This window comes from Amycolatopsis albispora (genome assembly GCF_003312875.1).
GTDB classification, from domain to species: domain Bacteria; phylum Actinomycetota; class Actinomycetes; order Mycobacteriales; family Pseudonocardiaceae; genus Amycolatopsis; species Amycolatopsis albispora.
Map to the genome: position 1 here is coordinate 3,140,938 of NZ_CP015163.1, position 12,262 is coordinate 3,153,199.

Genomic DNA, 12,262 nt, shown 5'->3' on the forward strand with positions numbered 1-12,262 from the left:
CCGGTCAGCCCGCGGTGAGGATTTCCCGAAGGAACTCCCCGGTGTAGCTGCCTTCGGTCTCGGCCACCTGCTCCGGTGTACCCTGCGCGACCACCGTGCCACCGCCGGACCCACCTTCGGGGCCCATGTCGATCAGCCAGTCGGAGGTCTTGATCACATCCAGGTTGTGCTCGATCACGATCACCGAGTTGCCCTTGTCCACCAGGCCGTTGATCACCCCGAGCAGCTTGCGGATGTCCTCGAAGTGCAGCCCGGTGGTCGGCTCGTCCAGGATGTAGACCGTCTTGCCGGTGGACCGCTTCTGCAGCTCGCTGGCCAGCTTGACGCGCTGCGCCTCACCACCGGACAGCGTCGGCGCCGGCTGCCCGAGCCGGACGTACCCGAGGCCGACGTCGACCAGGGTCTGCAGGTGGCGGTGGATCGCCTTGATCGGCTCGAAGAACTCCGCGGCCTCCTCGATCGGCATGTCCAGCACGTCCGAGACGGTCTTGCCCTTGTAGTGCACCTCGAGCGTCTCGCGGTTGTACCGCGCGCCCTTGCACACCTCGCACGGCACGTAGACGTCCGGCAGGAAGTTCATCTCGATCTTGATCGTGCCGTCACCGGCGCACGCCTCGCAGCGGCCGCCCTTGACGTTGAACGAGAACCGGCCCGGCTGGTAGCCGCGCACCTTGGCCTCGGTGGTGGCCGCGAACAGCTTGCGCACGTGGTCCCACACGCCGGTGTAGGTGGCCGGGTTCGACCGCGGGGTGCGGCCGATCGGCGACTGGTCCACCCGCACCAGCTTGTCCACGTTGTCCAGGCCCTTGATCCGGGTGTGCCGGCCGGGCACCTGGCGGGCGCCGTTGAGCTTGTTCGCCAGCACGGTGGCCAGGATGTCGTTGACCAGGGTGGACTTCCCGGAACCGGAGACACCGGTGACCGAGACCAGGCAGCCCAGCGGGAAGGACACCTCCAGTCCGCGCAGGTTGTGCTCACGTGCGCCGACCACGGTCAGCTGGCGCTTGCGGTCGATCGGGCGCCGGATCTGCGGCACCTCGATCTCGCGGCGCCGCGACAGGTAGTCCCCGGTCAGCGACTGCTTATTCTTCAGCAGCTTCTTGTACGGTCCACTGTGGACGATGTGGCCGCCGTGCTCGCCGGCGCCGGGGCCGATGTCGACCACCCAGTCGCTGGCGCGGATGGTGTCCTCGTCGTGCTCGACCACGATCAGCGTGTTGCCGAGGTCGCGCAGCCGGGTCAGCGTCTCGATCAGCCGGTGGTTGTCGCGCTGGTGCAGGCCGATCGACGGCTCGTCCAGCACGTACAGCACGCCGACCAGGCCGGAGCCGATCTGCGTGGCCAGCCGGATGCGCTGCGCCTCACCACCGGAGAGCGTGCCGGAGGCGCGGTCCAGCGAGAGGTAGTCGAGGCCGACGTCGAGCAGGAACTGCAACCGGGCCTGGATTTCCTTGAGCACCGCGCCGGCGATCATCGCCTCGCGCTTGCCGAGGGCCAGGCCGTTGAGGAACTCCGAAGCCTCGTCCACCGACAGCGCGCAGACCTCGGCGATCGAGCGCGGGCCGTGCGTGCGGTGCTCCAGGGTGACCGCGAGGATCTCCGGCTTGAGGCGGGTGCCCTGGCAGGCCGGGCACGGCACCTCGCGCATGTAGCCCTCGTACCGCTCGCGCATGTACTCGGACTCGGTCTGCTCCTGGCGGCGTTCGAGGAACGGGATGACGCCCTCGAAGTTGGCGTAGTAGGAGCGCTGGCGGCCGTAGCGGTTGCGGTAGCGGACGTGCACCTGCTCGTTGACGCCGTGCAGCACGGCCTTCTGCGCCCTGGCGGGCAGCCGCCGCCACGGGGTGTCCATGCGGAAGCCGATGGTCTCGGCCAGCGACTCGAGCAGCCGCTGGAAGTACTCGGCGCTCTGGCCGCCCGCCCACGGCGCGACCGCGCCCTCGCCGAGCGACAGCTCGTCGTCCGGCACCACGAGTTCGGGGTCGACCTCCTTGCGGATGCCGATGCCGGTGCACTCGGGGCAGGCGCCGTAGGGCGAGTTGAACGAGAACGAGCGCGGCTCGAAGTCCTCCACGGCCAGCGGGTGGCCGTTGGGGCAGGCGAGGTGCTCGGAGAAGCCGCGGATGCGGTGCGGGTCGTGCTCGTCGAGGTCGACGAACTCGAGTTCGACCAGGCCGTCGGCCAGGCGCAGCGCGGTCTCGATCGAGTCGGTGAGCCGCTGCTTGGCGCTGGTCTTCACGGTCAGGCGGTCGATCACCACGCCGATCTCGTGCTTTTCCTGCTTCTTCAGCTTCGGCGGGTCGGTCAGCGAGTGCACCGCGCCGTCCACCCGGACGCGCGAGTAGCCCTGCTGCTGCAGGTTGGCGAACAGGTCGACGTACTCGCCCTTGCGGCCGCGGACCACCGGCGCGAGCACCTGGAAGCGGACGCCGGGCTCCATGTCGAGCACCTGGTCGACGATCTGCTGCGGGGTCTGCTTGCTGATCGCCTCGCCGCACTTGGGGCAGTGCGGCTTGCCGGCGCGCGCGTAGAGCAGGCGGAGGTAGTCGTAGACCTCGGTGATGGTGCCCACCGTCGAGCGCGGGTTGCGCGAGGTGGACTTCTGGTCGATCGACACCGCGGGCGAGAGGCCCTCGATGAAGTCGACGTCGGGCTTGTCCATCTGGCCGAGGAACTGCCGGGCGTAGGCCGAGAGTGACTCCACGTAACGACGCTGGCCCTCGGCGAAGATCGTGTCGAAGGCCAGGCTCGACTTGCCGGAGCCGGAGAGGCCGGTGAACACGATCAAGCTGTCCCGCGGCAGGTCGAGGTCGACACCGCGGAGGTTGTGCTCACGGGCACCGCGAACAACGAGGCGATCAGCCACGCGAGGTCCCTTCACTGGATTCGGAACGGCCGGGTATGGGGCGGCCGCCCCCATGCTAGGTCGCACCACCGACAGTTTCGGCACGCTCGTGTCCTGCCTGGTGGGGCTGCGAATTCGCGCCGGGTTCGAGGGTACGTGGCCGCGAACGGCGGCTTCGATCGGGTGAGGGGAATTCGTACTACAGTTCGACGCGTGAACGTCGTGGACACCTATACCGGTCATGTCGAACCGGGCGGCGACGCCGCCCGCCGGACGCTGCCGAAGCTGACCATCACCAAGCTGTCGGTCGGGCCGATGGACAACAACGCGTACCTGCTGATCTGCCGGGCCAGCGGGGAGGCCCTGCTGATCGACGCGGCGGCCGATCCCGAGCGCATCTCGGACCTGATCGGCCACGGTCCCGACCGCCCGGCGCTACGCACCGTGGTCACCACGCACCAGCACGCGGACCACTGGCAGGCGCTGGGCGCGGTGGCCGGTGCCAACGGCTCGAACACCGCCGCCCACCCCGCCGACGCCGATCCGCTGCCCGTCCCGCCCGATTTCCTGCTGGAACACGGCGACACCGTGTCGGTGGGCGAGTGCGAACTGGAGGTCATCCACCTGCGGGGGCACACGCCGGGCTCGATCGCCCTGCTCTACCGGGACCCGGACGGCCACCCGCACCTCTTCACCGGCGATTCGCTGTTCCCCGGCGGGGTCGGCAAGACGGGGTCGCCGGAGGACTTCAGGTCGCTGATCGACGATGTGACTTCGCGCATCTTCGACGTCCTGCCGGATGAAACCTGGTTCTACCCGGGCCACGGCGACGACTCGACGCTGGGCGAACAGCGCCCCCACCTCGATGAGTGGCGTTCCCGCGGCTGGTGAGTTCGCTGGCGGGTGAGGCCGCTCACGGCAGGCGGCCTCACCCGTACCGGTTTGTCACTCGTGCCGGTTGTCACTCGTAGCGGTTGGTCACGGCCAGGGACGTACCGGCCAGCGCTTCGCCGACCGGGGTTTCCGCCCAACCGGCCAGCACGTCGGCCCGGCCGTTGCTGTGGTTCAGCAGACTGACCAAGTCCGGGACCGACGGCGGGTCCGGGAGGGCGCAGTGGAGCACCGGCTCACCGCTGGCTCCGTCGTCGTCCGGCACCCATCGGCAGAGTTCGACGTTCCACCCGGTCCGTTCCCACTTGCCGCCCGGCATCGGCGCCTGGATGTTGAGGTGGTAGCCGTCGTCCGGGTCGTCGCTGATCTCGAAGCCGTCGAGCAGTAGCTGCGCTTCGTCGTTGGAGCACCGCAGGTAGGCGTCGAGGAGCAGGCGCAGATCCGCCACGGCCTGTTCGCGTTCGGTCTGGTCCAGTCCTCGGTCCAGTTCGGTCAGGGCGTCCCGGCTTCGCTGGCCGAGGCCGGACACCGTTTCGTCGATGACCACGAACGGCGCCTCGAACTCCCAGCTGCGCCGCTCCCCCGATTCCGGCGGCTCGACGCCCTCCCGGTGCTCGGCCAGCTCGTCGCGGAGCGCACGCGCTTCCGCCGCCAGCTCCGCGCCGATCGCCGTCCGAACCGGCGGCGGCGCGGCGGCGGCCGCCGTGTCCAGGTCGGCCAGTGCCCGGTGCAGGAACACCATGGCGTGCTCGTACCAGAGGCTGTGCGTCCCGGTGAGCAGGCTCGGTCGCGCGTCGCGGTCGGTCAACGCGGCCAGGTGGTCCGCCGGGTATTCGTCGAAGCGCCCCCGCCGGTCGTCCCAGACGCTGACCGGAACCGTGGCACAGGCGGAAATCCGGTTGAGCGCGCCGACGATCGGCGCCGCGAGCGCCAGGTCCTCGACACTGGTGACGGTGGCCGACGTGACACCGGCAGGCCCTTGATAAGTCGCCAGAATCTGCACTTTCCCGCGGTTGGCGTGATCCGAGTAAACGGTCATGGACACACCCCTTCAGCCGACGCGCGGCAGGCGCATCGGCGAGGAAGATCAGCGGACCAGGCGGTGGCGCAGGCGCTTTCCGGCGCTCCCTGCCGGTGAAGAAGGTCAGCGGTGGCCCAGGCCCAATCCCAAGCCCCTTGCCGCGCGGCCACAGTACAACCGATCCCCCGGGACGGCAATCATCACCGCTCATTCGGTGTTGACCCGGTTGGTGCGCTCGCCGCGAGCTGAAACACTGAACTGTGGACCTCGCACGAGCTCTGGAAATCGTCGACTCCCCCGTTCTCCTGCCCGGCCAAAGTGACGAGACGCTTTTACGTCAGGTGACAAAGGCCGCGGCGTACGTACCATCCGACAAGGTTCTTTCACCGGCACGCGGCTTGGGCCAGGGAATCCGCGTTCGGCCGGTTGAGGCGTTGCACCAGCTGTCGTATGTGACAAAGCCGCGATACCTGAGCAATCTCCTCGACTTCTACGCGCAGTGGGCGCTGACGCGGTACGCGGGATTCTTCGACCACAGGAAGAACAAGCCCGGGACACCGGAACTCGTCGTCAGCGAAGCGGGCCGCCGAATCGTCGGCAACCAGCGGCGAGTGACCTCGGAAGAGATGGGCATCGCCTTCGGCGCGGTCCTGGCGATCCGCTGGTTCCAGCAGGCCGTCACCACACGTCTTCCGATCAGCATCGTCGACATCGACGCCGCGCTCGACGACCGGTACGTCTTCGCGGGCGGCGCCAAGCATGCCGTGCGAAAGGTGAACACGAATCGTCCCGACTACCTTCTGGTCGGCCAGCACCCTTCGGCCCGTCGCGGGTACGTTCTTCGCACCTTGGAGTGCAAGGGCACCAAAACACGTGGTAACGCAGTGAAGCAAATGGCGAAGGCGCTCACTCAACTCGGTGGTATCTCGGTGGGCGGCGAAGTGCCCACCGGACTCGCGACGAGTGTGATCGCCGCCGACCGCCTGCGGTACCTGGCGCTCGATCCGGAGGGAGAGGACGAGCGCTCGCACGTGGTGGACGCCGGCACGATCGCCGACGTCCGCGGCTTCCGGCTCACCGACGAGCGGGAGTGGTCACCGGCCGCGCTGGCTGCCGCGTCGGTACGCGCGTCGTGGGCGACGCTCGCCGACTTCGGCGGTAACCGGCAAGCCTTCGAGACTTGGGCACCCACGGTCATGTCGGAACGCCTCGACCGCCAGCCCCGCGCCCGCAACGAGTTCGAGACGCCTTACGGGCGCGCGCGAGGCACCAGCACTACCTTCACCGTTGCCGGGCAACTGCTCACGGTCAGGTATGCGATCAACTCGGCCGTCGACCGAGCACTGGAGGAGGGCAGCCCCGAAGCCATCATTGACACCCAGGCGGAGTTCGCCGATGGCCTACCGCACGAACCGGTTCAGCGGCGCGGCACAGGTGAAGCATATTCGGTCAGCCCGGACGGATCAATCTTCTCGCTCAGCCTCGACTGAGTGCGGGTTTGACCCGGCCAAATGCTCTGTTCGAGGGGTAGTGATCGCACAGGGTCGCTTTTCCCGGAATCGCGGGGGAAGATCGTTCATCCGAGCCGGGGAGGGATCGGATGGGCTGGTGGAATCAACCACGTGACGAGAAGGGGCGCTGGACGAAGAGCGGTACCGGATTGGCCGCGGCCACGGTCGCGGGGCTCATGGCATTCGGGGGTGGTGCCGTCGGTGGTGGTACGGCGTCCGTCGGCGCCGGGTCCGGGAGTGGTGCCGTCAATTCGGTGAGTAAGTCCGGCGGTAAGCAGGCCGCCAAGAAAGGGCAGCACGGAAACGCGTTTCGTCAGCTCAAGATGAAGAACATCAGGAAGAACACCCAGCGCGGACTGAACTGCGCCAAGCATTCCTTCGGCGATGTCCAGCAGTTCTTCCTTCGCACCCCGTGCCGCGAACTGGACCGGATGCTCTTCGCGGTGAACGACGAGCAGGGCAACGAAATCGCGGTTTCCATCGCGTGGGTGCGCATGGGCAAGGCCGGGGACGCCGCCGAGTTCAAGTCGCTGGTCGACATCGATGGAACGGGGAACGTGTCCCCGCCGGCGGGAGCGGCACTGGGACTCACGGGGGTCGAATTCACCGGCCGCTACTACGATTCCCGGCGTGACGGCACGCTGGTGGTCGTCGCCGAGGCGGCGCCGGCCGGTGGGCGGCCGAGCGAGCAGCTCCTGCACGACACCGCCGACGTCGCCAGCGAATTTCCCCAGCCGTAACGACGGGGTGGCCAGCGCCGACTTTCGCAGGGTGTTGTCCTTCCTGCGAAGAGGGTCCCATCCGGCACTGCGGCCGACGCCATTGCCCGATCACGGGCGCGTCCGGGTGGTTGGTGAATCCCAATACCAGCACGCACTCCGCAACGCGGCCGCGGGACTGGCCACCACCGGCGATTTCGCCAGCCACATCCCGGTCACCGCGGCACTGGTTCCCGAGCCAGGCAACAAATGGGATCCGAATGCCGTGCGCGTCGACGTGGTCGACGGCGACCGCACAGCGCCGGTCGGTTATCTCCCCGCCGAACTCGCCAAGGAGTACCAGCCCACCTTGCTCGAACTGCGGGCCGACGGCTGCCTGGGCACCTGTCCCGCGCGGATCGCGGGCGGCGGGGCGAAGTTCTACGGGATCTACCTGCACCTCGCCTCGCCGCGCGAGCTGCGGTTCACCCTCGGCGGCGAGGACCCACTGGTGGCCCAGCGGTCGAAGCGAGCGGTCCTGCTGCGCGACGACTGGAGCTGCACCGTCACCAACGAAGAGGACCACCAGGACGTGCTCGCCCGCCACGCCCCGGCGCCGGGCCGGGAGTTCCGCAACGTGGTCGCGTCACTGGACTTCTGCGAGATCACCAGCGGCAAGCACCGCGGGCAGAACGCCATCGAAGTACGCCTGGACGGGCAACGCGTCGGGCAGCTGACCCGCGCGATGACGCTCCGTTACGGCAACGCCGTGCGCGAGTTCCACCAGCAGGGCCTCCTGGTGACCTGCCAGGCGTTCACCACCTCCGGGCCGAAGGGCGTGCAGGTCGAGCTGCGCCTCCCACCGGCCCGGCCGTGATCAGACCACCAGCAGCACGAAGGTTTCCGAGGACGCGGCCGCGTACAACGTGGTCGCCGGGTGGTAGGCCCGCAGCGTCAGCTGCGCCGACACGCTGAACGACAGGCTCAGCGAGAACGAGCTGTTCGGCCGGCACGAGGTCGACCGCAGGTCCACCCAGACCCCGGCTTGCAGGCTCTGGATGATCACCGTCTCGGCCGCCTCCGAGCGCGCCGGGATCTCCAGCGACCCGCGGATGCGGACCTTTTCATTGACCTTGACCTTCGCCTTGTCGGCCTTGGCGTGCACCTTGACGCCCTTGAACGTCTCGACGCCCGCCGGGGCGGCCGGAGCGGCCGTGGCTGGGACGGCGGTCAGCAGGAGGCAACCGGCTACGAGTGCGAGCAGTCTGCGCGTGAATTCAGTCATGATCAAAGTGCAGCACCACACGCCACCAGTGGCGCCGAAAAGCCCTCTAACGGTGACCACTCACCACTCACGTAGGTGACAGCGCCGGGCTCCGCCCCCTCGACGAACTGCACCGAGTGCAGGGATCTGCCCGGCCCCTGCAGCATCGGGGCGAAATTCCGCCGTCCCGGCCACGAAGAAAGATCTTCGCATTACCGTGGCCCGACGATAACGGCACGCCACCAGGCTCATCGCACAGGAGGCGTCTGGGCTTCGGTGAATCCCGGCGAGGTGGAGCCCTGCGAATTCTGCTGCACCCCGCACTGGCTCAGCCGCCACGGTCACTGAGCGACCGGATCATCGTCGCGGCGGGCTCGGGCTCGGCGTTTTCCTTCGTGCATGGCCTGGACCCTGGCGATCGGGATGGTGTGGCCCTCTTCGACCAGGTCCGCGGGCAAGCGCTGCGGTTCCGGCATCTGCTCCGCCCACGGGTCGGCATCACCCAGCAAGCCGGGGGCGGTGTGCAGGGTGAAATCGGCGGGCTTCACCCGATCGAGATCGTCCCAGGACACCGGGAACGACACCGGGGTGCCGGGGCGCAGGCGCGGGCTGTACGCGGCCACGACCGTGGCGCCGCCGGCTCGGGTGGAGTCCAGGAAAACCTTGCCCTCGCGGTCTTCGCGGATGAACGCGGTGGTGGCCAGCACCGGGTCGATGCGCTCGGCCCGCGCCGCCAGCGCGCGGGTCGCCGCGGCGACGTCGTCGATGGCCTGGTCCGGCGCCAGCGGCACGAAGATGTGCACGCCCTTCGAACCGCTGGTCTTCACCAAGCCCCGCAGGCCGTCGTTCGCCAGTGCCTCCCGGACCAGGAACGCGGCCCGCACCACCACGTCGAAGTCGTCGCCGGCCGGCGGGTCCAGGTCGAGCACCAGGTGCGTCGGGTGCACGCGCCGCTCGGCGAGGCTGAGCGTCGGGTGGTACTCGACCGCGCGCTGGTTGGCGAACCACAGCAGCGTCGGCCGGTCGTCGCAGAGCGCGTAGGAGACCTCGCGCTTCGAGCTGTCCGCCCACAACGCCACCGTCTTCACCCACTCCGGTGTGTTCTTCGGAACGTTCTTCTGCATGAACGGCGCCCGCCCGCGGAGCACCCGCACCACCGACAGCGGCCTGCCGCGCAGACCGGGAATGATGCGGTCCGCCACGGCGTCGAGGTAGTCGACGAGGTCCCGCTTGGTCGCCCCGGAACCGTCGAAGAGCGGCTGGTCCAGATTGGTCAGCGGCACCCCGTCGCGCTCTTCCCCCACAGCCATCGGCCCACTCCGGTCGGTCAGGAAGCTCAAGGAGCTCAGGAAGTCCTGCGCACACGATAGGTCAGATGCTCGGCCGCCGGGGTCGACACGGAACCGACGCGATCGAGCCGGATCGGCGCGCCGGGCTCGAAGAGCCGGGTCCCGCCGCCGAGCACCACGGGCGCGAGGTGCAGCACCAGTTCGTCCACCAGACCGGCGCGCAGGAACGCACCGCAGGTCTCGCCGCCGCCCATGATCACCACGTCCTTGCCGCCCGCCGCCGCGTGCGCCTGCTCCAGCGCGCTTTCCAGGCCGTCGGCGACGAAGACGAAGTTGCGCGACAACCGCACCTTCTCCGGCACGGAATGGCTGAGCACGAAGATCGGCGGCAGGTCGCTCTGGTCGCGCTCGGCGCCGTAGCCGACCTCGTCGTTCCAGCCCTGCGGCCCGTCGATGATGTCGAACAGCCGACGCCCCATGATCACCGCGCCGGACCGGTGGTACGAGGCGTCGAGCACCTCCTTGTCACGCTCGTTCGCCCGCTCCCCCATCGCCCACAGGTGCAGGTCGTCCCCGCCGACCCCGAGGCCCTGCTGCTCGTTGGCGTCCGGCCCGGCGACGTACCCGTCCAGCGACATCGAGATGTCCACGACCACCCGTCCCCTAGCCGGGCCGACCAGCGCCGCGAGCCGGTCCATCGCGTCGCGGACGCCGTACTCCATGCCGCTTTCCACCATGCTGTCGCGGGCTTCGACGGTCGGGAAGACGCTGCGGGTGCACAGCCGGGTGCGGCCGCCGTCGAGTTCCTCGAAGGTGGACGACTCGAGGCTGACGGTGCCCGGCCAGCCTTCGAACTCGAAGGTCCGCACGAGCTGCTTTTCCGCCTCGACGGTGTGGAACACGCCGTTGAAGTAGTGCTCGCCCTCGCGGTCGACGTGCACGTACCGGTAGCGCCCGCCGGGCCGCACGTCGTACTCGAGCACGCGCATCTCGATTTCCCGCGGCCCCTGCCACTGGGCCACCAGCTCCGGGTCGGTCGAGGCTCGGAAGAGCAGCTCCGGCGGTGCGTCGAAGTCGCGGACGACCTCGATGAACGGGGTGCCGGGCTGGGCGGTGATCGTGGTGCCGGTCATCTCCGCACTCCTTAATCAACGAACTTGTTTATCAACTGATGCGTTGACCATAGGTCCTGACGTGCCCCGCGTCAAGCCACGGCTCGGGTGTGATGATCTCGTGACGCCATTCGGCACACGGGCGCGGCGAGCCGCGGTTACGGTGTCCGGAACTTGGCGGAACTCGGAAGAACACGGCGAAAGGGGAGGTATCGGGTGCCCGTTTTCCTGATCCGGCTCATCCGCCGCGCCCTCGGCTCACGGGTCGGCGTGCCCCCGCTGGCCGTGATCCTGGTCGTTTTCGCCACCAGCTGGCCGCTGATGCTGCTGGCCGAGCCGTCCGGCAGCGAGCTGGTCACGCCGTCGAACTTCTGGTGGTGGTTCGTGGTCACCGCCTCGACAGTCGGCTACGGCGACTTCTACCCGGAGACCACCTGGGGGCACGTGGTCGGCGGTTACGTGATCGTCGGCGGGATCGCCACGCTGACCACGTTGTTCGCCCAGCTGGCGTCGATGATCGAGAAACGGAGGGGACGCCGCATGCACGGATCCGGCAGGCTGGAGGTCGCCGACCACATCGTGGTGCTGGGCTACACACCCGGCCGCACCGAGCGCATCCTCGACGAACTGCACTCCGACGCCTCACTGCGGCTGGTGCTCGCGGCCTGGCCGGAGGTGGAGACGAACCCGTTGCCGGAACGCACGGTGGAGTTCGTGCGCGGTGACCTCACCACGGAAAGCGTGCTGCGCCGGGCATGCGTGCACCACGCGCGTGCCGTGCTCATCGACGCGCGCGACGACAACGAGGCGCTGGCCGTGGCCGTCACGGTGGACCACCTGCAGTCCTCCGCGCACGTGGTGGTCGCGCTGCGCGACCTCGACCGCGCCAAGCACTTCCGGTACGTCAGCGAGACCATCCACTGCGTGCAGTGGCACAACCCGCACATGCTGACCGAGGAGCTGCAGGACCCCGGGATCACCCAGGTCTACGAGGAACTGATGACCCACGGCGGCAACGGGAACACCTATTCGCTGCGGCTGCCCGGCACCACCACCTTCGGCGACTGCCAGACCGCGCTCGGCAGGAAGCACAACGCGACCGTGCTCGCCGTGCGCACCCCGGACGACCTGCTGGTCAGCCCGTCGTGGGACACCGCGCTGCCCGCCGGGTCGGTGCTCTACTTCGTCAGCAGGCACCGGATCAGCGCGGAACAGCTGACCGCGGCCCTGCAGAAAGAACACGGCGAGCGCGCCGGGGCCCGCCGGTGACACCGCTCAGGAGCCGTTCTCCAGATCGGCCTTGAGCTCGGCCAGCGCGGAGATCTGCTGCTCGGTGTACTTGTCGATCCAGCGGTTGTGGATGAGCCGGATCGGCACGGCGTTGAGGAAGTGCAGCTTCTCCCGGCCGGACCGCTTGGTCAGCACCAGGTTCGCCTCCTCGAGCACCTTGAGATGCTTCATCACGCCGAAGCGCGACATCTCCAGTTCCGATTCGAGCTCGGTGAGCGTGCGCCCGTCGCGGGCGAAGAGCAGGTCGAGCAGGAACCGGCGCGTCGGGTCGGCGAGCGCCTTGAACACCCGGTCGTCGTCGGTCATCGGACCAGGTTACGTGACCAAACGGTCACACGCCA

11 protein-coding genes are annotated in these 12,262 nt (G+C 68.6%); 5 read left to right on the forward strand and 6 right to left on the reverse strand.

Going from position 1 to position 12,262, the window contains the following annotated elements:
- Window positions 1–4: 4 nt before the first annotated feature.
- Window positions 5–2,866 (reverse strand): excinuclease ABC subunit UvrA, encoded by a 2,862-nt coding sequence (uvrA, locus tag A4R43_RS14605; protein WP_113692835.1) that lies wholly within the window; start codon window positions 2,864–2,866, stop codon window positions 5–7.
- Window positions 2,867–3,058: 192 nt separating this feature from the next.
- On the opposite strand from uvrA, the gene A4R43_RS14610 reads away from it, so the two are divergent.
- Complete coding sequence (locus A4R43_RS14610) at window positions 3,059–3,736, forward strand: MBL fold metallo-hydrolase (protein WP_113692836.1); 678 nt, start codon at window positions 3,059–3,061, stop codon at window positions 3,734–3,736.
- Window positions 3,737–3,806: 70 nt separating this feature from the next.
- On the opposite strand, the gene A4R43_RS14615 is transcribed toward A4R43_RS14610, so the two are convergent.
- Complete coding sequence (locus A4R43_RS14615) at window positions 3,807–4,775, reverse strand: hypothetical protein (RefSeq protein ID WP_113692837.1); 969 nt, start codon at window positions 4,773–4,775, stop codon at window positions 3,807–3,809.
- Window positions 4,776–5,017: 242 nt separating this feature from the next.
- On the opposite strand from A4R43_RS14615, the gene A4R43_RS14620 reads away from it, so the two are divergent.
- The 3 genes from A4R43_RS14620 to A4R43_RS14630 all read left to right on the forward strand — a co-directional run bounded on the left by A4R43_RS14620 (window position 5,018) and on the right by A4R43_RS14630 (window position 7,843).
- The gene (locus tag A4R43_RS14620; protein WP_162788469.1) at window positions 5,018–6,247 is read left to right on the forward strand and encodes a hypothetical protein; all 1,230 of its coding nucleotides are present in this window, start codon (window positions 5,018–5,020) and stop codon (window positions 6,245–6,247) included.
- A gap of 110 nt (window positions 6,248–6,357) precedes the next feature.
- A complete protein-coding gene (locus A4R43_RS43975; protein WP_236809005.1) occupies window positions 6,358–7,008 on the forward strand; it encodes a hypothetical protein in 651 nt (216 codons plus the stop codon).
- A gap of 106 nt (window positions 7,009–7,114) precedes the next feature.
- Window positions 7,115–7,843: an HIRAN domain-containing protein gene (locus A4R43_RS14630; RefSeq protein ID WP_113692840.1), complete on the forward strand. Its 729-nt coding sequence runs from the start codon at window positions 7,115–7,117 to the stop codon at window positions 7,841–7,843.
- Here the strand turns inward: A4R43_RS14630 and A4R43_RS14635 are convergent, their stop codons facing one another.
- The 3 genes from A4R43_RS14635 to A4R43_RS14645 form a co-directional block, all read right to left on the reverse strand.
- Window positions 7,844–8,251: a hypothetical protein gene (locus tag A4R43_RS14635; RefSeq protein WP_113692841.1), complete on the reverse strand. Its 408-nt coding sequence runs from the start codon at window positions 8,249–8,251 to the stop codon at window positions 7,844–7,846.
- A 320-nt stretch (window positions 8,252–8,571) separates the two neighbouring features.
- Window positions 8,572–9,540 (reverse strand): DNA polymerase domain-containing protein, encoded by a 969-nt coding sequence (locus A4R43_RS14640; protein WP_113692842.1) that lies wholly within the window; start codon window positions 9,538–9,540, stop codon window positions 8,572–8,574.
- A gap of 35 nt (window positions 9,541–9,575) precedes the next feature.
- Complete coding sequence (locus tag A4R43_RS14645; RefSeq protein ID WP_113692843.1) at window positions 9,576–10,652, reverse strand: SRPBCC domain-containing protein; 1,077 nt, start codon at window positions 10,650–10,652, stop codon at window positions 9,576–9,578.
- Window positions 10,653–10,847: 195 nt separating this feature from the next.
- On the opposite strand from A4R43_RS14645, the gene A4R43_RS14650 reads away from it, so the two are divergent.
- Window positions 10,848–11,900 carry an ion channel gene (locus A4R43_RS14650; RefSeq protein WP_113692844.1) on the forward strand — a complete coding sequence of 351 codons (1,053 nt, stop codon included), beginning with the start codon at window positions 10,848–10,850 and terminating at the stop codon, window positions 11,898–11,900.
- Window positions 11,901–11,906: 6 nt separating this feature from the next.
- On the opposite strand, the gene A4R43_RS14655 is transcribed toward A4R43_RS14650, so the two are convergent.
- Complete coding sequence (locus A4R43_RS14655; RefSeq protein ID WP_113692845.1) at window positions 11,907–12,227, reverse strand: ArsR/SmtB family transcription factor; 321 nt, start codon at window positions 12,225–12,227, stop codon at window positions 11,907–11,909.
- Window positions 12,228–12,262: the final 35 nt, after the last annotated feature.